We start from the raw sequence: 23,812 nt of genomic DNA, 5'->3' as shown, positions 1-23,812 counted from the left end.
AGCGATGTGACGGGGCTCAATGGATCTCTGGTTCCGCCACCTTCGCCGTGCCGGCGAGGTAATCGAAATCGCAGCCCTTATCGGCCTGCTGGATATGGGCGGCCGACATCTTGCCCCAGCCGCGGGGGTAGTCGCGGTCGGGCGGCGTCCAGTTCTTCAGACGCTCGGCGATCTCGGCATCCGTCAAATTGACGGAGATGCTGCGCGCCTCGACATCGACGCTGATGATGTCGCCGGTCTTCACCGCTGCGAGCGGGCCCTTGATATAGGCCTCGGGCGCGATGTGGAGGACGCAGGCGCCGTAGCTGGTGCCGGACATGCGGGCATCGGAGAGCCGAAGCATGTCGCGCACGCCCTGCTTCAGCAGCTTCTTCGGAATCGGCAGCATGCCCCATTCCGGCATGCCGGGGCCGCCGACCGGGCCGCAGTTCTTCAGCACCATGACATGGTCGGCGGTGACGTCGAGGGTCTCGTCGTTCACCGCCTTCATCATCGCATCATAGTCCTCGAAGACGAGGGCCGGGCCGGAGTGCTTCAGCAGGCGCGGCTCTGCGGCCGAGGGCTTGATGACGCAGCCGCCTGGCGCGAGGTTGCCCTTGAGCACGGCAAGGCCGTTGGCGGTCGAGACGGGCCTGTCGAGCGGGCGGATGACGTTGTCGTCGTAGACCTTGGCGAGTGCGATCGTCTCGGAAATCGGCTTGCCGGTCACGGTCATCGCGCCGGTGTGAAGCTTGCTCTGGAGCTGTTTCAGCAGGGCAGGGAGCCCGCCGGCATAGAAGAAATCCTCCATCAGGAACTCGCCGGAGGGGCGCAGGTTCGCGATCACCGGGACCTTGCGCGAGAAGGCGTCGAAATCATCGGGCGTCAGCGGCACGCCGGCGCGGCCGGCCATGGCGACGAGATGGATGATGGCGTTGGTCGAGCCGGCGACCGCCATGTGGACGGTCAGCGCGTTCTCGAAGCTCTCGCGGGTGAGGATACGGTCGGGCGTCAAATCCTCCCAGACCATCTCGACGATGCGCTTGCCGGCGGCGGCGGCCATGCGCGGATGGGCGGCGTCGGCGGCGGGGATGGCGGAGGCGCCGGGCAGGGTCAGGCCAAGCACCTCGGCATGGCTCATCATGGTCGCAGCCGTGCCCATCACCATGCAGGTGCCGTGCGAGCGGGCGATGCCGCTCTCCATGTCGCGCCAGTCGGCATCGGAGATGTTGCCGGCCTCCTTCTCGGCCCAGTATTTCCAGACATCGGCGCCCGAGCCGAGCGTCTTGCCGGCCCAGTTGCCGCGCAGCATCGGCCCGGCCGGCACGAAGATGAAGGGGAGACCGGCGCTGCAGGCGCCCATGATCAGCGCCGGCGTGGACTTGTCGCAACCGCCGAGCAGCACCGCGCCGTCGAGCGGGTGGGACCTGATCGACTCCTCAGCCTCCATCGCCAGGAAGTTGCGATAGAGCATGGTCGTCGGCTTCTGGTACTGCTCGGAGGCCGACATCACGGGGATCTCGACCGGGAAGCCACCGGCTGCCCAGACCGCGCGCTTAACCGCCTCGGCACGGTCGCGCAGATGGGTGTGGCAGGGGTTGATCTCTGACCAGGTGTTGAGGATGCCGATCACCGGCTTGCCCATGAACTCGTCATGGTTCAGGCCCATCTGCAGCGCCCGCGAGCGATGCCCGAAGGAGCGCAGGTCGCTGGCGCCGAACCAGCGCTTCGAGCGCAGCGTGTCGGGCGTCTTGCGGGGATGGGACATCGACGTTTCCTCGGTGCGTTCTTTGTGAATTCAACGACTTGTCATTCCGGGGCGGCCCGCAGGGTCGAACCCGGAACCCACGACTGGGTGAAACGACTTTCACTGGACGAGGGGCTCACCCGGTCGTGGGTTCCGGGTTCATCGCTGCGCGATGCCCCGGAATGACAGAGGTTACTCCGCCGCCGCCCGCTGGCTGCCCCAGCTGCCGACGATCTTGCGCAGCTCGGCGCGCTCGATCTCGTTCAGCTCGGGCAGGCCGGGCAGGCGGACCGGGCCGACATTGGTGCCGAGCAGGCCGAGCGCCTCCTTGACCACCGTCACATTGGCGCCGTTGCCATATTTCGTCCGCAGCGTCTCGAAGCCGGCGATCTCGTCGACGAGGCGGCGGGCGCGGTCGTAGTCGTTGGCCTCCAGCGCCTGCCAGATCGCCAGCGAGCGCTCGGGCGCGACATTGACGAGACCGGAAGTAAAGCCGCGGGCGCCGAGCGCGTGGAAGGGCGCGGCCCAGCCCTCGGCTAAGCCGCAGATCCAGTTGGCGCTCGAGCCTTGCGTGGCGCGGACGCATTCGGCGAGCAGCATCATGTTGGAGGACGCAAACTTGACGCCGGCGACATTGGGATGGGTCGCGACGCGGGCGAGGTCCTTCACGCCGATCGCATCGGAGCGGATATAGGCGACGAGCGGGATCGTCAGCGCCTCGGCAATGGCGAGGATGTAGTCGGCCTGGCTCTGCGGGGCGGCGAAGGGGTCGAGCGGGTGATGTACCATCACCGCATCGCAGCCGGCCTTGGCGGCGAGCTTGCCGGTTGCGACGGCTTCCCGCAGCGAGCGACCGATGCCGGCGGTGACCAGCGCCTTGCCGGCAGCCGCTTCGGCGGCGACGGCGTGGCTGCGCACCACCTCGTCCGTGGTCATCGGGTAGAACTCGCCGGTATTGCCGGCCGAGACGATGTTGTGGATGCCGGCCTCGGCGATGCGCGCGACGATCTTGCCGGTCAGCGCCCAGTCGGCCTCGCCATCGCCCTTCCAGGCGGTGACGTGCACACCGGAAATGCCGCGCAGCGCACTGCGAACCCTGTCACTCATCGTAATCCAATCCTTCCGCATTGGCACCGAAGACTTGGCGCACATGGCTCTTGGCGGAGCGCACGATATGGCTGCGCATGCGCTGTTCGGCCCGCGCCGGTTCGCGGGCAGCGAGCGCTTCGAAAATGCCCTTGTGCTCGACATAGCCCTGGCGCCGCTCGTTCGGCTCGGCGAGCAAAGCGATGCGCTGGGCATGGTCGTACATGCGCTGGCCATCGAGCCGGCGCTCGAGATAGGCGCAGCCTGAAACGCGGTGGATCATGCCGTGATAGGCCTCGTTGAGATGGACGAGGTCCTCCAGCGCGCTGTGCTCGGTCGCATGCGCCATCTCGTCGATCAGGCGAGCCATCTCGGTGATCTCGGCAGCACTGATCCGGTTGGCGGCGATATGGGTCATGACGCTTTCAAGCGCGGCGCGGCCGAGCGCCATTTCCAGCGCCTGGCGGGCCGAGAACTCGACGAAGACGCCGCGTCGGGCCTCGGTCCGAACCAGCCCTTCGCTCTCCAGCATGCGGATCGCGTCCTTCACCGGCGTGGTAGAGACACCGAGCATGTCTGCGAGCTGGCGCTCGTTCAGCCGCTCGCCATTGCGGAAGCTGCCGGCGACGATCGCCCGGCGCAGGCGCTCGTGCACATGCTCGCGCAGGGAGCGCAGCAAATGCGGCGAGACGGGTTCGATCGCGAGCGCGTTTGACATCCCAATTCCTCTGGCGGGGCAGCGGCACGATTCGATGCCGGCGCTGGCCCATCGCCATTGCCTCATCAGACACCACAAAGCGCAAGTGACATCAAGTCTGAAATTTCAGATTTCAAATCTGGAATTGCGTGCTATGGAGTCGAGCAAGACGGCCGCAAGACGCCGGAACGGCAAGGCCGGATGGACAATGACGAGGGAGGACTGGATGACATCGATCACACGCCGCAGCCTGCTCGCTGGAGCGGGCGCCATGTTGGCCGCGCCGGCTTTGACGCCTGCCTGGGCGCAGAGCGGCTATCCGGGGACCAGGGTCGTCACCATCGTGGTGCCCTTCGCCGCGGGCGGCACGACCGATCTGCTCGGGCGCATCCTGGCCGACCGGCTGGGCGCGCGCCTCGGCGGCAAGTTCATCGTCGAGAACCGGGTCGGGGCCGGCGGCAACACCGGTGCGGCCGCGGTCGCGAAATCCGAGCCGGACGGCTACACGCTGACCATGGGCACGGTCTCCAGCCATGCCATCAATCCCGGCGTCTACACCAAGATGCCTTATGACCACATCAAGGACTTCACGCCGATCTCGCAGGTAGCGAGCGTGCCGAACCTGCTGATGGTCAATATCGACCTGCCGGCCAAGACCGTGCCGGAGCTGATCGAGCTCCTGAAGAAGAACCCTGGCAAGTACTCCTTCGGCTCCTCGGGCGCGGGCACTTCGACCCATATGGCGGCCGAGCTGTTCAAGGTCTCGACCGGCACCGACATGGCGCATGTGCCCTACCGGTCGAGCGGGCAGGTGACGCAGGACCTGCTCTCCGGCCAGATCCAGCTGACCTTCGACAACATCACCATCGCCTGGCCGCATGTCGAAGCCGGCAAGATCCGGGCGCTAGCGACGGCGACGCCGAAGCGGCTCGCCGTCGCGCCGGACCTGCCGGCCTTGTCCGAGTTCATTCCGGGCTACGATGCCAGTTCCTGGCACGGCTTCTTCGCGCCGTCGAAGGTGCCGCCGGAGATCGTCGCCAAGCTCTCCACCGAGACGCAGGCGATCATGCGCGAGCCGGCGGTGATCGAGCAGCTCAAGAAGCTCGGCGTCGATCCGGTCGGCTCGAGCCAGGCCGAGTTCACCGCCCATATCGCCAGCGAGACCAAGCGCTGGGCGGACGTGGCGCAGAAGGCCAATGTGAAGATCGAATGATCTGCCGAGCTGAGTGACAAGCACGCCGTCATCCCGGACGCAGCGAAGCGGAGCTCCGGGATCCATCGTAGAGTGCTGAGCTCTACGATGGATCCCGGGGCAAGCCCGGGATGACGGGTTCTGGAATGGCGCGCCGACTATCGGCCGCGAGAGGATGATTTTGACATGACCGCTACTGCGCTCACCCAAGAAAATCGCGAGAAGCTGAAGCGTGTCTCGACCGCGACCCTGACCACGGCGCTGTTCAAGCGCGGCCTGCGCAATCAGTTCATCCAGGATGTGCGCCCGCTCTCAGCCAGCGCGCCGCGCATGGTCGGCGAGGCCTTCACGCTGCGCTACATCCCGGCGCGCGAGGATCTCGACCATCTCAGCGTGTTCGAGGGCACGCAGCACCCGCAGCGTGTCGCGGTCGAAACCTGCCCGGCGGGCCATGTCATGGTGATCGACAGCCGCAAGGATGCGCGCGCGGCTTCGGCTGGCTGCATCCTGGTGACGCGCCTGATGCAGCGCGGCGCCGCCGGCATCGTCACGGATGGCGGCTTCCGCGACAGCCCCGACATCGCGGCGCTGGGCTTTGCCGCCTATCACAACCGGCCGAGCGCGCCGACCAACCTGATCCATCACCACGCGCTCGACATCAACGCGCCGATCGGCTGCGGCGACGTGGCGGTCTATCCCGGCGACATCGTCGTCGGCGACGGCGAGGGCGTCTGCGTGATCCCAGCCCATCTCGCCAATGAGGTCGCGGCCGAGGCCTATGAGCAGACCGCCTATGAGGACTTCGTCGAGATGAAGGTGCGCGAAGGGCGCGGCATCTTCGGTCTCTACCCAGCCAATGCCGAGACCAAGGCCGAATTCGCGAGATGGCGGCCGGACTGGAAATGACCTGAGAGCGCTTCCGCCGCTGTCGCGACGGCAGAGACCCGCCAAAGAGCGGTTGAGACGGGCGCCGCCATCGCGGCGCTCGACGGAATATCCATGACAAGAGCACAGGGGGAAATGCCATGATCGACATGTTTCGCCGTCATCTGCTCAAGGGCGGGCTCGCCGCTGCAGCCGGCTCGGCGCTGGCCACGCCCGCGCTGGCGCAAGCCTTCCCGTTCAAGCCGAACCAGCGCTATCCCGATCCGGCGGTCGACATCCTCGACCCGAGCTTTGCCAAGTACCGGATCTATTCGAGCACCATCGAGCAGCTCGGCAGCGGCATGCGCTGGGCCGAGGGGCCGGTCTATTTCCCGGAGGGGCGCTACCTTCTCGTCAGCGATATCCCGAACAACCGGATCATGAAATATGACGAGGTGAAGAACAGCTTCACCGTCTTCCGCGAGAACGCCAACTATGCCAACGGCAATGCCCGCGATCGACAGGGACGATTGATCACCTGCGAGCACTCGGTGACGCGGCGCATCACCCGCACCGAGAAGAACGGCAAGATCACCGTCCTTGCTGACAAGTTCGAGGGCAAGCGGCTGAACGCGCCGAACGACGTTGTCGTCAGATCGGACGACACGATCTGGTTCACCGATCCGCTCTTCGGCATCAATGGTGAATGGGAAGGATCGCGCGCCAAGCCGGAACAGGCGACAACGAACGTCTACCGGCTTGCGCCGGACGGCAAGCTGACCGCGGTGATCACCGATCTGGTCAACCCCAATGGCCTGGCCTTCTCGCCCGACGAGAAGAAACTCTATGTCGTGGAATGGCGGGGCACGCCGAACCGCAGCATCTGGAGCTACGATGTCGACGCCGACGGCAAGCTCTCGAACAAGGTCAAGCTGGTCGATGCCGCCGATTTCGGTGCGCTCGACGGCTTCCGCGTCGACCGCGACGGCAATCTCTGGTGTGGCTATGGCAGCAATGGCGCGCTCAATGCCGAGCCGAGCGATGTCGGCGGACGCAAGGTCTACGGCCTGCGCGGCAAGCCGGAGGATCTCGACGGGGTGATGGTGTTCAGCCCCGCCGGTAAGCCGCTCGCCTTCATCCGCCTGCCGGAGCGCTGCGCCAATCTCTGCTTCGGCGGGCCGAAGGGCAACCGGCTCTACATGGCGAGCTCGCACTCGCTCTACGCCCTCTATGTCGAGGCGCACGGCGCCGTGTGACGCCTCGACGCGCTTCAGGCCGCGAGCAGCTCCCGCACCATCGGGATGACCTCGCGGCCATAGAGCTCGATGCAGCGCAGCAGCTTGTCCTGCGTGAGCGGGCCTGCACTGATCTTGAGCTGGAAGCGCTGCAGGCCGAGCGCCTTCACTGTCGCGGCGATCTTGCGGGCGACGGTTTGCGGCGAGCCGAGATAGAGCGCGCCGCCCGAAACCTCGCGCTCGAACTCCTCGCGTGACAGCGGGCCCCAGCCGCGTTCGGCGCCGATGCGATCGCGCATCGTCTTGAAGGCGGGGAAGAACTCCTCGGCTGCCTGAGCATCCGTTGCCGCGACATAGCCGGGCGAATGCACGCCGATCGGGCGATCGGCGTGGCCGAGCTTTCCCATCGCATCGCGGTAGAGCTGGGCATAGGGTGCGAAGCGCTGGGCCGGCCCGCCGATGATGGCGAGCATCAGCGGCAGGTCGTAGCGTGCCGCCCGTACCACCGATTCCGGGCTGCCTCCGACACCGATCCAGGTCGTCAGCTCGCCCTTTTCCAATAGCGGGAAGACCTGCTGGTCACGCAGCGGCGGCCGAAGGCTGCCCTCCCAGGTGATGGCCTTCTTGCGGATCAGCTCGACGAAGAGGTCGAGCTTCTCCTCGAACAGCACCTCGTATTGTCTGAGGTCGAAGCCGAAGAGAGGAAAGGATTCGGTGAAGGAGCCGCGGCCGAGGATGACCTCGGCGCGGCCGTTCGAGAGCGCATCGACCGTAGAGAAGCGCTGAAAGACCCGGATCGGATCGTCCGAGCTCAGCACCGTGACGGCCGAGCCGAGGCGGATGCGGCTGGTGCGCGTCGCGATGCCGGCGAGCACGGTCTCCGGGGAAGACACCGCGAAATCGGCGCGGTGATGTTCGCCGATGCCGAAGAAGTCGATGCCGATCTCGTCGGCGAGCACCGCCTGCTCGACGAGATCGCGGATCACCTGTGCATGCGGGAGCAGGACCCCGTCCGGGCTGGCGGTGACGTCGCCGAAGGTGTCGAGGCCGAGTTGGAGAGAGGCGGGCATGGTCGGGTCCGAGGCTGGTGCAGCACGCCGTTTTGCCGGCGCCCGCGCCATCTGGCGCTGGCATTGTCGCCGTTCAAGATGCGCTGCTGCCGAGGGGTCTATGCGAAATCGCCGAAATCGGTACCATGAGGAACAATAATATTCGCCTCACCCCCCATTTGGGTGTGGCGAGGCGCTGACGATTGCTGTTGCTTCGGCGAGCTTCGGGGCAACGGATTCGCACGCAGTCGCAAAGGGGGAGAGGTTCATGGACGGCGAGGCTGTGGCCGAGAGCGAGCGCTCGATCGTCGGCAATCCGATGCTGCTGCCGTTCTATGATCTGTCCTTCGAAGAGATCGAGCTGCTGTTGCGGGTGACCGCGGAGCAGGGCGAGGGCTCTGGCGGGAATAGCGACGGCGCCTGGTTCGCGAATTTCATGGACGCACGGAAGGAGCCGACCCGATAGGCGAGGCGATTCTAGTCGCGCTCGCCATGGTCGCCATCGCGGCGGGCGCATGGTGGGCGACGAACCGGTGGCGGCTTTAGAACCAGCCGCCTCTGAACCATATCCGGTGAAGCTGCTTCGCCGGGTATGCTGTATCTCTTTGTTTTTACGGAACCTCGGACACGATCCGCTGCGCATTTTCGCAGGGATTGCTCGGGACGATCACGCCGCCGGCTCGAGCCTGGCGCGGCCAAGGACCATGACACGGTCGATCTGGAAGCCGCAGCGCTGCAGGGCGTCGTGATCCTGCGGCCAGGCGGCCGAGCGCTCCAGCGAGATCGCGATGCGCGGCAGGTCGAGCTGTGCCGCAAGCTGGTTGGCGAAGCGCAGCAGCGCGTCGACGAGGCAGGTTCCGGGCAGCCGCATCATCGCGATCTCGGAGATCTCCAGCGTCGTGCCGCCCGTGATCGTGCGCGCGATGCGAAAGCCGAACAGGGCATGCGGCATGCCGCGCGCGTCGCGCAGGGCGAAGACGCCGGATGGCTGGGCCCCGTCCTGCGAATGGTCGCGCACGAAGGTGGCCCAGCCATCCGGCGTGAGCTCGGGATGCAGCAGGGTGACGAGCCCGTAGACCGTGTCGGCGCTACCCGGCAGGATGCGCGCGACTTCGAAGATGTCATCGCCCATCACGTGCGGCTCTCCCGAGTTTCCAGGCAGCAACCTCGTTTCGCAGGGCCTATTGCCGCATTGATCTGGATCAAATCCGCGGCGCTGAGGCCGGGCGCACGCTTTGTCAGCCTGCACGCATGGGGTAGGGTCCAGCGATGAACAGGAAGGTGCGATTGTGAACTGTCAGCCCTCGGTGTGTAGCGCCGCCGCCCACGGCGAGAGCGGATGCCGCAACTGCATGGTCCGCCTGGTCAGCGTCTGCGCCTCCCTGAACGATGACGAGCTCGCCTTGCTGGAGCAGCTGGCGAACCCGACGCATTTTGCCTCCGGCGAGACGCTGTTCACGCAAGGGGCCGAGGCGCACTGCGTCTACAACGTCACCGGCGGCGTCATCCGGCTCTACAAGCTGTTGTCCGATGGGCGCCGCCAGGTCGTCGGCTTCGCGCTGCCGGGCGATTTCCTCGGGCTCGCCATGCGCGATGCCTACGGCTTCTCGGCCGATGCGATCGGCGATGTCGCGGTCTGCGCTTTCTCGCGCGCCGCCTATACGGCGCTGGTCGACGCCAAGCCGCATCTGCTCAAGCGCCTGCACGAGTTCGCGACGCATGAGCTGACGCTCGCCCATGAGCAGATGCTGCTGCTCGGCCGCCGCACCGCCGAGGAGAAGCTGATCTGCTTCCTGCTCGGCATGCAGCAGCGCTGGGCCCGGCTCGGCAAGCCCTCGGTGACGGTGCCGCTGCCGATGACGCGGCAGGACATCGCCGATTTCCTCGGCCTGACGATCGAGACGGTCAGCCGCACCTTCACCCGCCTCGCCAAGGAGAAGACGATCCTGATCGTGCCCGGAGGCGTGCGCGTGATGAATCCCGAACGGATGCACGCCGTCGCGGCGTGAGCTGCGCCTTCGCGCCGCAGCCCGTCCCATCCTGCCCTTGACCTGGATCAAAGCCCCCCGCTCAACCGGCCGCTAAGTCTCCCGCTGAAGGCGCATCCCAGCGCCTGCGACGAAGCGGGAGTCAGCGGTGAGCGCGACGACGAGCCCTGTCCGGGCAATGACGGTCGGCGAAATGATCGGGATGCTGATCGCGGGCGCCAGCGTGCTGCCGCTGATCCTGATCGGCGCACTGACCGAAAACTCCGGCTACGCCTTCCACGCCATGCTCGGCGCAGCCGCAGCCGCAGCCAGCATGATCCTGATCGGCAATCGCTGCTTCGACGGCACGCCGGCGGTCCCGCCGCAGGAGATCGACGGCAAGCCCAACTACAATATGGGGCCGGTCAAGTTCGCGACCGTCGCCTCGATGGTCTGGGGCATCGCCGGCTTTGCCGTCGGGCTGATCATCGCGCTGCAGCTCGCCTTTCCCGGCCTGAACTTCGACCTGCCCTGGACCAATTTCGGCCGGATGCGGCCGCTGCACACCTCGGCAGTGGTCTTCGCCTTCGGCGGCAACGTGCTGATCGGCTCTTCGTTCTACGTCGTGCAGCGCACCTGCCGGGCCCGCCTTGCCGGCGACCTTTCGCCCTGGTTCGTCGTGCTCGGCTACAACCTTTTCATCGTCATCGCCGGCACCGGCTATCTGCTCGGGATCACCCAGAGCAAGGAATACGCCGAGCCCGAATGGTACGCCGATCTCTGGCTGACCTTCGTCTGGGTCGCCTATCTCCTGGCCTTCCTGGGCACGCTGAGGAAGCGTAACGAACCGCACATCTATGTGGCGAACTGGTTCTATCTCGGCTTCATCCTGACCATTGCCGTCCTGCATATCGGCAACAACGTCGCCGTGCCGGTCTCTATCCTGTCGCCGAAGTCCTATGGCCTCTGGTCGGGCGTGCAGGATGCGATGTTCCAGTGGTGGTACGGCCACAACGCCGTCGGCTTCTTCCTGACCGCCGGCTTCCTCGCGATCATGTACTACTTCGTGCCCAAGCGCGCGGAGCGGCCGATCTACAGCTATCGGCTCTCGATCATCCATTTCTGGGCGCTGATCTTCATCTATATCTGGGCCGGCCCGCATCATCTGCACTACACCGCGCTGCCCGACTGGGCGCAGACGCTCGGCATGACCTTCTCGATCATGCTGTGGATGCCCTCCTGGGGCGGCATGATCAACGGGATCATGACCCTGTCGGGAGCCTGGGACCGGCTGCGCACCGACCCCGTGCTGCGGATGATGGTGGTCTCGCTCGCCTTCTACGGCATGGCGACCTTCGAGGGGCCGCTGATGTCGATCAAGGCGGTGAACGGGCTCTCGCACTACACCGACTGGACCATCGGCCATGTCCATGCCGGCGCGCTCGGCTGGGTCGCCTACATCTCCTTCGGCGCGATCTACTGCCTGGTGCCCTGGCTGTGGAACCGCAAGGGGCTCTACTCGCTCAGGCTGGTGAGCTGGCACTTCTGGGTCTCGACCCTCGGCATCGTCTTCTACATCACGGCGATGTGGGTCTCGGGCATCCTGCAGGGCCTGATGTGGCGGGCCTACACCTCGCTCGGCTTCCTCGAATACGCCTTCATCGAAACCGTCGCGGCGATGCACCCGTTCTACGTGATCCGGGCGCTGGGCGGCGCGCTCTTCCTGATGGGCGCGCTGATCATGGCCTTCAATCTCTGGATGACCGTGCGCTGCGAGGAGGCCGCCGACACGCCTGAAGCTCATGCGCTGCCGCCGCGCCAGCTCGCCACTGCCTGAGGACCATCATGACGAGCATCGACCACAAGGCACCGCGCCGCTCGCTCTGGGCCAAGCACAAGATCTTCGAGACCAACTCGATCGTCCTGGTCATCGGCACGCTGCTGGTGATCTCGATCGGCGGCCTGGTCGAGATCGCGCCGCTCTTCTACCTCCGGAACACGATCGAGACGGTGCAGGGCATGCGGCCCTATACGCCGCTCGAGCTCGCCGGCCGCGGCATCTATGTGCGCGAGGGCTGCTACAACTGCCACAGCCAGATGATCCGGCCGCTGCGCGACGAGGTCGAGCGCTACGGGCACTATTCGCTCGCGGCCGAGAGCATGTACGACAAGCCGTTCCAATGGGGCTCGAAGCGGACCGGGCCCGATCTCGCTCGCGTCGGCGGCAAGTATTCCGACGAGTGGCAGCGGGCGCATCTGGCCGAGCCGCGCGCGATCGTGCCGCAGTCGATCATGCCGGGCTATCCCTTCCTGGAGAAGACCGAGCTCGCGTTCGGCGACATCGCCGACGAGCTGCGCGCCAACCGCGCCGGCGGCGTGCCCTATAGCGACGAGATGATCGCGCAGGCGCAGGCCGACCTCAGGGCGCAGGCGACGCCGGACCATCCCGGCCAGGCCGATCTGGAGAAGCGCTATCCCAAGGCGCAGTCGCGCGATTTCGACGGCAATCCGCAGCGCATCACCGAAGCCGACGCCCTGATCGCCTATCTGCAGGCGCTCGGGACGATGGTCGACTTCAAGCTCTACGACGACAAAGCCAACATCCGCTGAGCCCGACCATGCAAACGACCTATCACTGGCTCGCCGGCTTCGCCCAGTCCGCCGGACTTCTCTACTTCGTCGCCGTCTTCCTCGGAGTCTGCGTCTACGCCTTCTGGCCGAAGAACCGCGCCCGTTTCGAAGAAGCCGCGCTCAACCCGCTGCGCGAGGACTGACCGATGGACCAGAAGCACGACGATCCCAATGTCGATGCCGCCACCGGCTACAGCACGACGGGGCATGAATGGGATGGTATCCGCGAGCTGAACACGCCGCTGCCGCGCTGGTGGCTCGGCATCTTCTACGCCAGCATCCTCTGGTCGATCGGCTACTGGGTCGTCTACCCGGCCTGGCCGCTTTTGACCGACACGACCAAGGGCGTGATCGGCTATGCCAGCCGCGCTGAGATCAGCGCGGACATGGCCAAGCTCAAGGCGCAGCGCGCAGCGCAGGCCGCCGGCATGGCGGACGCCACTCCTGAACAGATCAAGGCCGACCCGACGCTGTTCCAGATCGCGATGGCGCAGGGCAAGGCCGCCTTCGGCGACAATTGCGCGGCGTGCCACGGCGTCGGCGGTGCCGGCGCCAAGGGCTATCCCAACCTCAACGACGACGATTGGCTCTGGGGCGGCTCGCCCGCAGCGATCCAGCAAACCATCCGCCACGGCATCCGTGTCGCCGGCGACAACGACACCCGCGTCAGCCAGATGCCGGCCTTCGGGCGCGATGGCGTGCTGAAGCGCGAGGAGATTGCAGCCGTCACCAGCCATGTCCGCGAGCTCGCCGGCTTGCCAACCGAGCCGAAGGCGGATCTGCCGCTCGGGCGCAAGGTCTTCGCCGACAACTGCGCCGCTTGCCATGGCGCGGCGGGCAAGGGCAACCAGGAGCTCGGCGCGCCGAACCTCACCGATGCGATCAGCCTCTACGGCATGGACATGGCCTCGCTCACCGAGACCATCAGCAACAGCCGCAACGGCGTGATGCCGGCCTGGGCCGGGCGTCTCGACGAGACCACGATCAAGGCGCTGACCGTCTATGTCCACTCGCTGGGGGGAGGGCAGTAGCGTGAGCAGTGCCGGGACCGATCCTGACGACATCCCGCTCTTCGCGGCGTCGCGGAAGGTCTATCCGCAGAGCGTGTCGGGCCCGTTCCGGCGCGCGAAATGGCTGATCCTCTTCCTCTGCCTGGGCATCTATTACCTCCTGCCCTTCCTGCGCTGGGATCGCGGCCCCTACCTCCCGAACCAGGCGGTGCTGGCTGATATCGCCAATAACCGCTTCTACTTCTTCTTCATCGAGCTCTGGCCGCAGGAGGTCTACTACTTCACCGGCCTGCTGATCCTGGCCTCCTTCGTGCTCTTCCTGATGAACGCGGTCGCCGGCCGGGTCTGGTGCGGCTATCTCTGCCCACAGACGGTCTGGACCGACCTCTTCCTCGTCGTCGAGCGCTTCTTCGAGGGCGACCGGCGCGAGCGCATGCGCCGCGACGCCGAGTCCTGGAGCTTCGACACGATCTGGCGCAAGAGCGCCAAGCATGCGGTCTGGCTGGTGATCGCCTGGTGGACCGGCGGCGTCTGGGTGCTCTACTTCGCCGATGCGCCGACCCTGGTGCGCGAGCTTGCGACCTTCACCGCGCCGCTCTCGGCCTATGTCTGGATCGCGATCCTGACCTTCACCACCTACACGCTCGCCGGGATCATGCGCGAGCAGGTCTGCAAGTATATGTGCCCCTGGCCGCGCATCCAGGCGGCCCTGACCGACGACGAGGCGCTCAACGTCACCTATCGCTACGATCGCGGCGAGCCGCGCGTCTCGGTGAAGCAGGCTTTGAGGCTGAAGGCGCAGGGCGCGCCGGCGGGCGACTGCATCGATTGCTTCCAATGCGTCGCCGTCTGCCCGACCGGGATCGACATCCGTGACGGCGCGCAGGTCGACTGCATCCAGTGCGGGCTCTGCATCGACGCCTGCGACACCGTCATGACCAAGATCGGCCGCCCGACCCGGCTGATCGCCTATGACACCGACGGCAACGTCCAGCGCCGCCTCGCCGGGCTGGCCGCGATCTACCGGCCGGTGCGGCTGCGGACCTTGGCCTATGCGGCGCTGATCGCGATCGTCGGCGGCGCCATGCTCTGGCAGCTCGCGACCCGCAGCACCGCCGGCATCTCGGTGCTGCACGAGCGCACGCCGCTGTTCGTCACCCTGAGCGACAGCTCGATCCGCAACGCCTATGCGGTGCGCCTGCTCAACAAGCGGCCGGAGCATCGGCCCTTTGCCCTGACCGTCTCGGGCCTGCCCGGCATCAGGATCGAAGCGGTCGGCGCCCCACCCAGCGCCGATTTGCGCCCCGTCGTCATCGTCGATCCCGATTCGACGCGCGAAGTGCGCGTGCTCGTCACCGTCCCGGCCGGCGTGCCGCTTGCGCCCTCGCAGGCGATCACCATCACCGCGTCCGATCTCTTTGCCGGCGAGACGGTGCGTGCCGACGACCATTTCATGGCGCCGGAGACCCATCGATGAGCTGCTGCGGAGTCATCATCATGCCCTATGAGAATCCGGCCCCGGCTGCACCGCGCCGTCCCTTCGCGCTGACCGGCGGCATGGTCGCGGCCATGCTGATCCTGTTCTTCGGCGTGATCGTCTCGGTCAATGCGACGATCCTGACGATGGCTCTGCGGACCATGCCGGGCGTCGAGACCCGCAGCGCCTATGAGGACAGCCAGCACTTCAACGAGGAGATCGCCCGCCAGCACGAGCGCGATGCGCGCGGCTGGGCCGCCACCACGACGCTGGCCCGGCAAGGCGAGGGCGCGGTGCTGACGGTCACCCTGGCCGATCGCAATGGCGGGCCGCTCACCGGCCTCGCCGCGAGCGCCCGCCTGCGCCACCCCGCAACCTCCGCCCGCGACCGTGACCTTGCGCTGAGCGAAAGCCGGCCGGGCCGCTACGAGGCCAGCTTCGAGACGATCGAGGCCGGTGCCTGGATTCTCGAATTGCAGGCGAAGCGCGCGGAGGAGGTCGTCTTCGTCTCGCGCAGCCGTGTCACCTTGGAGCGCTGAGATGGCGGCGCAGGACCTCTCCGTCTTCGTGCGCCATCGCGACGATGGCATCGCCAGCATGGAGCTGGCGGTCGACGGCATACGCTGTGCCGGCTGCATGCAGGCGATCGAGGGCGGGCTCGCCCGCGAGCCGGCTATTCTGGGCGCCCGCGTCAACCTGGCGCTGAAGCGCGTTTCGGTCGAATGGCGCGAGGCGCTGCTGCGGCCTGAAGCGGTGGTCGAGAAGCTCGCTGCGCTCGGCTTCAAGGCCTATCCCTTCGCGCCCGAGCGGCAGGAGGCGGGAGCCGCGAGCGAGGAGCGCTATCTGCTGCGCGCGCTCGGCGTCGCCGGCTTCGCCTCGATGAACATCATGCTGCTCTCGGTCGCGGTCTGGTCCGGCAATAGCGGCGATATCGATCCGACGACGCGCGACTTCTTCCACTGGCTCTCCGCCCTGATAGCGCTGCCGACTGCGGCCTATGCCGGCCGGCCCTTCTTCGAGAGTGCGCTCAGGGCGCTGAAGGCCGGCGCGGTCAACATGGACGTGCCGATCACCATCGGCGTCGTCCTGGCGCTGGTGATGTCGGTCGCCGAGACCTGGAACCATGGCCGCCACGCCTATTTCGACGGCGTGGTCATGCTGCTCTTCTTCCTCTTGATCGGGCGCTATCTCGACCAGCTGATGCGGCGGCGCACCCGCGATCTCGCTGGAAACCTCGCCGCGCTCAAGGCCGAGACCGCGACGAGACTCGCCGCCGATGGCAGCACGACGGTGATGCCGATCGCCGCGATAGCGCCCGGTGATCTCGTGCTGGTGCGGCCGGGCGAGCGCGTTTCGGTCGATGGCATCGTCGAGACCGGCCGGTCCGAACTCGACCAGAGCCTCGTCACCGGCGAGACCGCGCCGGTCGCCATCGGGCAAGGCGAGCGCGTCCATGCCGGTACGCTGAACCTCACCGGCGCACTGACAGTGCGGGTCGAGGCGGCCGGGCAGGGCACGCTGCTCGACGAGATCGACCGCCTGATGGACCAGGCGGTCGGCAACCGCTCGCGCTATGTCCGCCTTTCCGACCGCGCCGCGCGGCTCTATGCGCCGGTGGTGCACACGTTGGCGGCCTCGACCTTCCTCGGCTGGCTGGCCTTCGGCCTTGCCTGGCCGGAAGCGCTGATGATCGCCGTCACCGTGCTGATCATCACCTGCCCCTGTGCGCTCGGCCTCGCCATTCCCGCCGTGCAGGTCGTCGCGGCCTCCGCCCTGTTCAGGCGCAAGATCATGCTGAAGGAGGGCGATGCCCTGGAGCGCCTGGCCGAGGCCGACATCGCTGTCTTCGACAAGACCGGCACGCTGACCCTGCCGGAACCGGAGATCCTCAATCCGCAGGCACTGCCGAGCGAGCGGCGAGCCGAGATCGGCGCTTTGGCGGCGGCGAGCGGGCATCCGCTGGCGCAGGCGCTGGCAAGGGCGCTCGGCGTGTCGTCACCGGCCGGCGATGCACACGAGGAGCTAGGGCAGGGCCTCTCGGTTGGACAAGGCGACGACGAGCGCCGTCTCGGCAGCGTCGCCTTCTGCGGTGCGCAGGCGCAGGCGGCCATGGTCGCGGCACTGCATCCCGGCGCCTCGCTGATCGCTTATCGCCATGGCTCCTTCCGCACGGTGCTGGCGCTCGGGCAGGCGCTGCGCCCGCAGGCGCGCGAGACGATCGCCGCCCTGCGCAAGGCCGGGCTGGAGGTCGCGAGCCTCTCCGGCGACCGGTTCGAGGCGGTGGCGCCGATCGCCGCCGAGCTCGGCGTCACCGAATTGCATGCCGGCCTGATGCCGGGCGACAAACTGGCCCTGCTGGAGCGGATGGCGGCCGATGGCCGCAAGGTGCTGATGGTCGGCGACGGGCTCAACGATGCGCCGGCGCTGGCGGGGGCGCATGTCTCGCTCTCGCCGGTCAGCGCCACCCATCTGGCGCAGGCGGCGGCCGACATCGTCTTCCTCGGCGAGAGCCTCGCGCCGGTCGCGGCTGCTCTCGACATCGCCCGCAAGGCGCGCCGACTGATGCTGCAGAACCTCTGCTTCGCCGTGCTCTACAATGCGGTCGCGGTGCCGATCGCCATTGCCGGGTTGGCGACGCCCTTGGTCGCCGCCGTCGCCATGTCCGGCTCCTCGCTGGTGGTGACGCTCAATGCGCTGCGTGCGCGGAGCAGTGCGGAGGTACGGGCATGAACATCATCGTGATTCTGTTCCCGCTGGCGCTCGGCCTCGGCCTGCTGGGGCTGGGAGCCTTCTTCTGGTGCATGCGCAGCGGCCAGTATGCCGATCTCGACGGGGCGGCCTGGCGGGTGCTGCAGGACGATGATGCGGTTGCCGGGCGGCGGGACGGCGAAAGCGATCGGGCCTGAGGGAGGCCGGCTCTCGGGACGGAAAAGCCCCGGCGCTGGGCCGGGGCCAGGTCTTCAGTAGTAGACCGTCCGACAGACGCGCACGCGGCGGCCGTAGCGGTTGCGCCGGAAGGTGCAGACCTCGCGGCGACGCCGATGGCGACGGTACTGGCTGAACTCCGCCGGCAGGGCATCGAGCTCGGCTTTATCGATAGGGGCGGCCATCGCAGGTGCCGCTGTAATTGTCGCGCCGATGGCGCTCGCGGCCACGCCGCCGAACAGTGCAGTGATGAATGAACGACGATTCATAATGTCTCTCCTTCATATCGCCCACATGGACAGGTTGACCACATTAGCGATGAACAGATTATGAAAGCCGCTTTTGCATTCACGACCGCTTCCTAAACCGAGCGGATCAGCAGGGCAGGCAAAATCGAGCGCGAATTTGTCAAAAGTATTCTTTCTTTCGATTCTAAGTATTCGTTTAGTTCTATATTTTTCCGGATCCTTCGCCTCGGGGGGCGTATAGGCCTTCTGACAGCATGGGTGCGCAGGGTGATGCGGCGGCGCTCCGCCTCCGCTGACTGGACGGTGGAGCTCCCCGGCCCGGCGAGAATGCCGGACCGGGGGGCGTTCCGTCAGGCGACGTCGAAGCGGTCGAGGTTCATCACCTTGGTCCAGGCCGCGACGAAGTCCTTGACGAACTTCTCCTTGGCGTCGGTGCTGGCATAGACCTCGGCCAAAGCGCGCAGGATCGAGTTCGAACCGAAGACGAGATCGACGCGGGTGCCGGTCCACTTGGCGGCGCCGGTCTTGCGATCGGTGCCCTCGAACACGTCCTTGGCCTCGGAGGTCGCCTTCCACTGCGTGCCCATGTCGAGCAGGTTGACGAAAAAGTCGTTCGTCAGCGCGCCCGGCCGGTTGGTCAGCACACCGTGCTTGGAGCCGTCGGCATTGATGTCGATGGCGCGCAGGCCGCCGATCAGCACCGTCAGCTCGGGAGCGGTCAGCGTCAGCAGCTGGGCGCGGTCGATCAGCGCCACCTCGGCCGGCACCCTGGCGCCCGGCTTCTGGTAGTTGCGGAAGCCGTCCAGCGCCGGCTCCATCACCGCGAAGGAGTGAACTTCCGTCTGCTCCTGCTTGGCGTCGGTGCGGCCTGGAGTAAACGGCACCTCGACCGCGTGGCCGGCGGCCTTGGCCGCCTGCTCGACGCCGACATTGCCGGCCAGCACGATCAGGTCGGCCAGCGAGACCTTCTGGTCGCCATCGGCCTCCTTGTTGAACTGGCGGCGGATGCCGTCGAGCACCTCGATCACCTTGGCGAGCTGGGCCGGCTGGTTGACCTCCCAGTCCTTCTGGGGCGCAAGGCGAACGCGCGCGCCATTGGCGCCGCCACGCTTGTCGCCGCCGCGGAAGGTCGCGGCCGAAGCCCAGGCGGTGCCGACCAGCTCGGAGACGGTGAGGCCGGAGGCTTTGATCTTGTCCTTGAGCGTGACGACGTCGGCGGCGTTGACCAGCGGATGGTCGGCAGCCGGCAGCACGTCCTGCCAGATCAGCTCTTCCTTCGGCACTTCCGGGCCGAGATAGCGCGAGCGCGGGCCGAGATCGCGATGGGTCAGCTTGAACCAGGCGCGGGCAAAGGCCTCGGCGAAGGCCTGCGGGTTCTCGAGGAAGCGGCGCGAGATCTTCTCATAGGCCGGGTCCAGGCGCAGCGACAGGTCGGTCGTCAGCATGGTCGGCTTGTGCTTCTTCGACGGGTCGTGGGCGTCGGGGATCACCGCCTCGGCGTCCTTCGCCTCCCACTGGATCGCGCCGCCGGGGCTGCGGGTCTGCACCCATTCGTACTTGAACAGGTTCTCGAAGAAGAAGTTGCTCCACTGCGCCGGGGTCTGCGTCCAGGTGACCTCGATGCCGCTGCCGACAGCGTCTGCGCCATGGCCGGTGCCGAAATTACTGGCCCAGCCGAGGCCCTGCGCCTCCAGCTCGGCGCCTTCCGGATCCGGACCCTTATGTGACTCGGGCGCCGCGCCATGGGTCTTGCCGAAGGTGTGGCCGCCGCCGATCAGCGCGACCGTCTCCTCGTCGTTCATCGCCATGCGGGCGAAGGTCTCGCGGATGAAATGCGCCGCCGAGATCGGATCGCCATTGGCGCCCGGACCTTCGGGGTTGACGTAGATCAGGCCCATTTCGGTGGCGCTGAGGGGTGCGTCGAACTTGTCGAGGGGGCGATGGGTCAGCCAGGCGGTCTCGGTGCCCCAGCTCACGTCGTGATCGGGCTCCCAGGTGTCCTCGCGGCCGCCGGCGAAGCCGAAGGTGCGGAAGCCCATGGTCTCCAGCGCGACATTGCCGGTGAGGATCAGGAGGTCGGCCCAGGAGATCTGCTGGCCGTATTTCTGCTTGATCGGCCAGAGCAGGCGGCGCGACTTGTCGATGTTGACATTGTCCGGCCAGCTGTTGAGCGGGGCGAAGCGCTGCTGGCCGCGGCCACCGCCGCCACGGCCGTCGGCGAGGCGATAGGTGCCGGCGGCATGCCAGGACATGCGCACGAATTGCGGGCCGTAATTGCCGAAATCGGCAGGCCACCAGTCCTGCGAGTCGGTCATCAGCTTGCGCAGGTCGTTCTTCAGCGCCTCATAGTCGAGCTTCTTGAACGACTCGCGATAGCTGAAGGCCTGGCCGAGCGGATCGGACTTGGCCGAGTGCTGGTTCAGGAGGTCGACGGGCAGCTGGCTCGGCCACCAGTCGCGGTTCTGACGGGTGCCGCCGCCATGGGCGACGGGGCATTTGCCCGTGCTGTCCTCAGTCTTCGCGCTCATGTCTCTCTCCGAAGCTCGGCTGGGTTCCGGGGTGGGTCTTAGCAGGGCCGTTTCATTATTTTAATTCCGATTTTCTGATCGCGACGATAAGCTGTGATTATGACGAACCTGACTTTCAAGCAGCTGCGCTATTTCGAGGCGCTGGCGCGGCACGGCCATTTCGGCCGCGCTGCCGAAGCCTGCGCGATCTCGCAGCCGGCCTTATCGCAGCAGATCAAGGCCTTGGAGGAGGAGCTCGGCGCCGAGCTGTTCGAACGCGACAGGCGCCAGGTCCGGCTGACGCACTTCGGCGAGGAAATCGCCGCACGGGCCAGGGACGTTCTGCGTTCGCTCGACGAATTGGAAGGTTACGCGCACGCCTCCCGGGACGGGCAGGTCACGCGCCTGCGCATCGGCGTGATCCCGACGGTGGCGCCCTATCTGTTGCCCGGCCTGATCGGCGATCTCACCCGCCTGCATGGCGAGCTCGACCTCAATGTGCGGGAGACGCTGACGCCGAAGCTGGTGCAGGAGCTGGGCGAGGGGCGCCTGGACATGGCGATCGTCGCGCTGCCGGTCTCGGAACCGTCACTGGCGGAGGTCGCGCTGTTCACCGAGCGCTTCGTGCTGGTCCGACCGCGCGCGGACGAGGGCAAGCCGGCCCCCGATCGCGAGGCGTTGCGCGAGATGCGGCTGCTGCTGCTGGAGGAGGGGCATTGCTTCCGCGAGCAGGCACTGTCGTTCTGCAGCACCAAGCCGCGCACAGTGCAGTCGCGCGATCTGCTCGATGCCAGCTCGCTGTCGACGCTGGTGCAGATGGTCGATGCCGGGCTGGGCGTCACGCTGATCCCGGAAATGGCGGTGGCGGTCGAGACGCGCTCGGCCTGCGTCGCGATCTCGCATTTCAAGGCGCCGGAGCCGTCCCGGACCATCGGCATGGTCTGGCGCAAGACCAGCCCGCTGGCGAAGCAACTGCTGGAGATCGCGGAAGTGGTGCGGCAATCGGCCGGCGCGCTGCGCGGGACGCACAATACCGGCCTTGCGAAGCCGTAGCGGAAAGTGTCCGGAATAGACTGGCGCTGTACGATGAAATGGTAGCGGGAGAGGGACTCGAACCCCCGACACGCGGATTATGATTCCGCTGCTCTAACCAGCTGAGCTACCCCGCCCCGATGGCGACGCGCCTAAGAACGGCGGTCAATCGCGACGGCGCGGATATAGGGGGCGGGGGGCGTCGGCGTCAAGCCTTGATGACGCGGCTCAGCGCAGCTTCCTCAGCCTGACCACCTTGAAATAGCCCTGGCCGACATGGACGGTCTCGTAGCGGCCGGTGCTGGCGGCCCAGTCGGTCAGGCGCGAGACCTTGAAATCGCTGCTCCAGCCGATCGCCCTGGCCAGTGGCGCGACCGCCTTCCAGAACGGCGCTGCGAAGCCGCCATCGTCGACAAGGCGGCTGGAGATGACGATCTCGCCGCCCGGGCGCAGCACCCGGTCCATCTCGGCCAGCGCTTGCTCGGGATCGGGGACCAGGGTGATGACGAACTGCGCGGTGACCGCGTCGAAGGAGCGATCTGCAAAGCCGAGCCGGCAGGCATCCATCACCATCAGGCCGCGGACATGGCCGAGATTCTGGCTCAGCACCTTGGCTCTCGCCACGCGCAGCATGTCGAGCGAGAGGTCGGCGCCGACGACCTGCTTGTCGCGCTCGAAATAGGGCAGGGTCAGGCCGGTGCCGACGCCGATCTCGAGGATCTCCCGGCCGCTGGCGCAGGCGGCCGCCACCGCCTCGCGCTGGGCGCGGGCGAGCAGGCCCTGATAGATCCGGTCGTAGAACTTCGCCCAGACCGCATAGACGCGCCTTTGGGCGTCGAGACCGTTCGTCGTCGTCATGAGATGGCGTAGGCGGGCTCGGGCTGCGGCGCCGGGCGGGGCGCCCGTTTGGCCATGATGACGCCGCCGCCGAGCACGCGGGCTCCGCTGCCGGCATGGTTGTAGATCACGCAGGCCTGGCCGGGCGAGACGCCCTCCTCACCCTGCGTCAGCAGGACATGCACGCCCTTGTCGTCGGCGAGCAGGCGGGCCTCTCGAGGGGCGCGCGTCGAGCGGACGCGGACGGCGACCTCGATGCCCTCGGGCGGCAGGTCGGCGAGCGCGACGTCACCGATCCAGTTGAGGTCGCGCAGGTCGACGCGGCTGACGCTGAGCGCCTCGCGCGGGCCGACGATGACATGCGCGTTCTCGGCGTCGAGCGCGACGACATAGAGCGGCTCGGCGCTGCTGATGCCGAGGCCCTTGCGCTGGCCGACGGTGTAGCGCAGCACGCCCTCATGCTCGCCGAGCACGCGCCCATCGAGATGGACGATGGCGCCGGGGCGGGCGGCGCCCGGCTTCAGGCGCTCGATCACCTCGGCATAGCGGCCGTTCGGCACGAAGCAGATGTCCTGGCTGTCGGGCTTGTCGGCGATGGCGAGGCCGAACTCCGCTGCGAGCGCGCGGGTCTGCGCCTTGTCGAGGCCCCCCAGCGGGAAGCGCAGCAAATCGAGCTGCTCCTGCGTCGTCGCATAGAGGAAATAGCTCTGGTCGCGGCTCTCGTCGGCGGCACGGAACAGGCCGCGATGGCCAGTGCCGAGATCGCGGCTGGCGACGTAGTGGCCGGTGGCGAGCGCATCGGCCCCGAGCTCGCGGGCGAGGCCGAGCAGGTCGCGGAATTTCACGGTGCGATTGCACTCGACGCAAGGGATCGGCGTCTCGCCGGCGAGATAGCTCTCGGCGAAGCGCTCGATCACCGCGTCGCGGAAGCGGCTCTCATAGTCGAGCACGTAATGCGGAATGCCGATCGCCTCGGCGACGCGGCGGGCGTCGTGGATGTCCTGGCCGGCGCAGCAGGCGCCGGCGCGATGCACGGCTTCGCCATGGTCGTAGAGCTGCAGGGTGACGCCGACGACATCGTAACCCTGGCGCTTCAGCAGCGCCGCCACCACCGAGGAATCGACGCCGCCCGACATGGCCGCGACGACGCGTGTCGCCGCGGGCGGCTTGGCGATGTCGAGCGAGTTGAGCGAAACGGTCATCAGGGTTCCGGACGGGTTCGGGCAAGCGAGCCCGAGGATTTGGGCGCTCTATAGCGGTTTTGACAGATGCGGGCCAGCATCCGGCCGGCAATTCCTGCCGGGTCCTCCCGTTCGAGGACGTCATTCC

General features: G+C 67.0%; 23 protein-coding genes and 1 tRNA gene. 14 read left to right on the top strand and 10 right to left on the bottom strand.

What is annotated here, in order from left to right:
• Nucleotides 1-16: 16 nt before the first annotated feature.
• The 3 genes from araD to VGV58_RS21800 all read right to left on the bottom strand — a co-directional run bounded on the left by araD (nucleotide 17) and on the right by VGV58_RS21800 (nucleotide 3,530).
• On the bottom strand, nucleotides 17-1,747 hold the full coding sequence (gene araD / locus VGV58_RS21810) for an L-arabinonate dehydratase (RefSeq protein WP_326876115.1): 1,731 nt from the start codon (nucleotides 1,745-1,747) through the stop codon (nucleotides 17-19).
• Nucleotides 1,748-1,918: 171 nt separating this feature from the next.
• Nucleotides 1,919-2,833 carry a dihydrodipicolinate synthase family protein gene (locus VGV58_RS21805; RefSeq protein WP_326876114.1) on the bottom strand — a complete coding sequence of 305 codons (915 nt, stop codon included), beginning with the start codon at nucleotides 2,831-2,833 and terminating at the stop codon, nucleotides 1,919-1,921.
• On the bottom strand, nucleotides 2,826-3,530 hold the full coding sequence (locus VGV58_RS21800; protein ID WP_326876113.1) for a GntR family transcriptional regulator: 705 nt from the start codon (nucleotides 3,528-3,530) through the stop codon (nucleotides 2,826-2,828). Before VGV58_RS21800 ends, VGV58_RS21805 begins: the two co-directional genes overlap by 8 nt.
• A 205-nt stretch (nucleotides 3,531-3,735) precedes the next feature.
• Here VGV58_RS21800 and VGV58_RS21795 point away from each other — a divergent pair, with 205 nt between their 5' ends.
• The 3 genes from VGV58_RS21795 to VGV58_RS21785 all read left to right on the top strand — a co-directional run bounded on the left by VGV58_RS21795 (nucleotide 3,736) and on the right by VGV58_RS21785 (nucleotide 6,821).
• Complete coding sequence (locus VGV58_RS21795; RefSeq protein WP_326876112.1) at nucleotides 3,736-4,722, top strand: Bug family tripartite tricarboxylate transporter substrate binding protein; 987 nt, start codon at nucleotides 3,736-3,738, stop codon at nucleotides 4,720-4,722.
• 165 nt (nucleotides 4,723-4,887) lie between these two features.
• Nucleotides 4,888-5,607, top strand: coding sequence for a ribonuclease activity regulator RraA (locus VGV58_RS21790; RefSeq protein ID WP_326876111.1), 720 nt, complete (start codon nucleotides 4,888-4,890; stop codon nucleotides 5,605-5,607).
• 128 nt (nucleotides 5,608-5,735) lie between these two features.
• The gene (locus tag VGV58_RS21785; protein WP_414644049.1) at nucleotides 5,736-6,821 is read left to right on the top strand and encodes an SMP-30/gluconolactonase/LRE family protein; all 1,086 of its coding nucleotides are present in this window, start codon (nucleotides 5,736-5,738) and stop codon (nucleotides 6,819-6,821) included.
• A gap of 14 nt (nucleotides 6,822-6,835) precedes the next feature.
• On the opposite strand, the gene VGV58_RS21780 is transcribed toward VGV58_RS21785, so the two are convergent.
• Nucleotides 6,836-7,870 (bottom strand): LLM class flavin-dependent oxidoreductase, encoded by a 1,035-nt coding sequence (locus VGV58_RS21780; RefSeq protein WP_326876110.1) that lies wholly within the window; start codon nucleotides 7,868-7,870, stop codon nucleotides 6,836-6,838.
• A 247-nt stretch (nucleotides 7,871-8,117) separates the two neighbouring features.
• On the opposite strand from VGV58_RS21780, the gene VGV58_RS21775 reads away from it, so the two are divergent.
• A complete protein-coding gene (locus VGV58_RS21775) occupies nucleotides 8,118-8,315 on the top strand; it encodes a hypothetical protein (protein WP_326876109.1) in 198 nt (65 codons plus the stop codon).
• Nucleotides 8,316-8,516: 201 nt separating this feature from the next.
• Here VGV58_RS21775 and VGV58_RS21770 read toward each other — a convergent pair whose 3' ends face one another.
• Entirely contained in the window at nucleotides 8,517-8,984 is a 468-nt protein-coding gene (locus tag VGV58_RS21770; protein ID WP_326876108.1) for a hypothetical protein, read from the bottom strand.
• Nucleotides 8,985-9,201: 217 nt separating this feature from the next.
• On the opposite strand from VGV58_RS21770, the gene VGV58_RS21765 reads away from it, so the two are divergent.
• The 9 genes from VGV58_RS21765 (at nucleotide 9,202) to ccoS (ending at nucleotide 17,840) form a co-directional block, all read left to right on the top strand.
• Entirely contained in the window at nucleotides 9,202-9,858 is a 657-nt protein-coding gene (locus VGV58_RS21765) for a helix-turn-helix domain-containing protein (RefSeq protein WP_326876107.1), read from the top strand.
• A gap of 181 nt (nucleotides 9,859-10,039) precedes the next feature.
• Nucleotides 10,040-11,653 carry a cytochrome-c oxidase, cbb3-type subunit I gene (gene ccoN, locus VGV58_RS21760; RefSeq protein ID WP_326876182.1) on the top strand — a complete coding sequence of 538 codons (1,614 nt, stop codon included), beginning with the start codon at nucleotides 10,040-10,042 and terminating at the stop codon, nucleotides 11,651-11,653.
• An 8-nt stretch (nucleotides 11,654-11,661) separates the two neighbouring features.
• Nucleotides 11,662-12,426 (top strand): cytochrome-c oxidase, cbb3-type subunit II, encoded by a 765-nt coding sequence (ccoO, locus tag VGV58_RS21755; protein ID WP_326876106.1) that lies wholly within the window; start codon nucleotides 11,662-11,664, stop codon nucleotides 12,424-12,426.
• Between the two features lie 8 nt (nucleotides 12,427-12,434).
• The gene (locus VGV58_RS21750; protein WP_091837401.1) at nucleotides 12,435-12,590 is read left to right on the top strand and encodes a cbb3-type cytochrome c oxidase subunit 3; all 156 of its coding nucleotides are present in this window, start codon (nucleotides 12,435-12,437) and stop codon (nucleotides 12,588-12,590) included.
• A gap of 3 nt (nucleotides 12,591-12,593) precedes the next feature.
• Nucleotides 12,594-13,478 (top strand): cytochrome-c oxidase, cbb3-type subunit III, encoded by an 885-nt coding sequence (gene ccoP, locus VGV58_RS21745; RefSeq protein ID WP_326876105.1) that lies wholly within the window; start codon nucleotides 12,594-12,596, stop codon nucleotides 13,476-13,478.
• On the top strand, nucleotides 13,450-14,934 hold the full coding sequence (ccoG, locus tag VGV58_RS21740) for a cytochrome c oxidase accessory protein CcoG (protein WP_326876104.1): 1,485 nt from the start codon (nucleotides 13,450-13,452) through the stop codon (nucleotides 14,932-14,934). The genes ccoP and ccoG overlap by 29 nt, the downstream gene beginning before the upstream one ends.
• Nucleotides 14,931-15,473, top strand: coding sequence for a FixH family protein (locus tag VGV58_RS21735; protein ID WP_326876103.1), 543 nt, complete (start codon nucleotides 14,931-14,933; stop codon nucleotides 15,471-15,473). The genes ccoG and VGV58_RS21735 overlap by 4 nt, the downstream gene beginning before the upstream one ends.
• Nucleotide 15,474: 1 nt before the next feature.
• A complete protein-coding gene (locus VGV58_RS21730) occupies nucleotides 15,475-17,664 on the top strand; it encodes a heavy metal translocating P-type ATPase (protein WP_326876102.1) in 2,190 nt (729 codons plus the stop codon).
• Nucleotides 17,661-17,840: a cbb3-type cytochrome oxidase assembly protein CcoS gene (gene ccoS, locus VGV58_RS21725; RefSeq protein WP_326876101.1), complete on the top strand. Its 180-nt coding sequence runs from the start codon at nucleotides 17,661-17,663 to the stop codon at nucleotides 17,838-17,840. Before VGV58_RS21730 ends, ccoS begins: the two co-directional genes overlap by 4 nt.
• 54 nt (nucleotides 17,841-17,894) lie before the next feature.
• Here the strand turns inward: ccoS and VGV58_RS21720 are convergent, their stop codons facing one another.
• Entirely contained in the window at nucleotides 17,895-18,128 is a 234-nt protein-coding gene (locus VGV58_RS21720) for a hypothetical protein (protein WP_326876100.1), read from the bottom strand.
• Nucleotides 18,129-18,457: 329 nt separating this feature from the next.
• Nucleotides 18,458-20,635 carry a catalase/peroxidase HPI gene (gene katG, locus VGV58_RS21715; protein ID WP_326876099.1) on the bottom strand — a complete coding sequence of 726 codons (2,178 nt, stop codon included), beginning with the start codon at nucleotides 20,633-20,635 and terminating at the stop codon, nucleotides 18,458-18,460.
• 99 nt (nucleotides 20,636-20,734) lie between these two features.
• Here katG and VGV58_RS21710 point away from each other — a divergent pair, with 99 nt between their 5' ends.
• Entirely contained in the window at nucleotides 20,735-21,667 is a 933-nt protein-coding gene (locus tag VGV58_RS21710; protein ID WP_326876098.1) for a hydrogen peroxide-inducible genes activator, read from the top strand.
• 39 nt (nucleotides 21,668-21,706) lie between these two features.
• Here VGV58_RS21710 and VGV58_RS21705 read toward each other — a convergent pair.
• The 3 genes from VGV58_RS21705 to mnmA form a co-directional block, all read right to left on the bottom strand.
• Nucleotides 21,707-21,783, bottom strand: a tRNA-Met gene (locus VGV58_RS21705).
• Between the two features lie 91 nt (nucleotides 21,784-21,874).
• The gene (locus tag VGV58_RS21700) at nucleotides 21,875-22,504 is read right to left on the bottom strand and encodes a class I SAM-dependent methyltransferase (protein WP_326876097.1); all 630 of its coding nucleotides are present in this window, start codon (nucleotides 22,502-22,504) and stop codon (nucleotides 21,875-21,877) included.
• Nucleotides 22,501-23,685 carry a tRNA 2-thiouridine(34) synthase MnmA gene (gene mnmA, locus VGV58_RS21695; protein ID WP_326876096.1) on the bottom strand — a complete coding sequence of 395 codons (1,185 nt, stop codon included), beginning with the start codon at nucleotides 23,683-23,685 and terminating at the stop codon, nucleotides 22,501-22,503. Before mnmA ends, VGV58_RS21700 begins: the two co-directional genes overlap by 4 nt.
• Between the last annotated feature and the right edge of the window lie 127 nt (nucleotides 23,686-23,812).

It is taken from the genome of Allobosea sp., from assembly GCF_035944895.1.
Lineage (GTDB): Bacteria > Pseudomonadota > Alphaproteobacteria > Rhizobiales > Beijerinckiaceae > Allobosea.
This window is presented reverse-complemented; position numbering and strand designations above follow the sequence as displayed.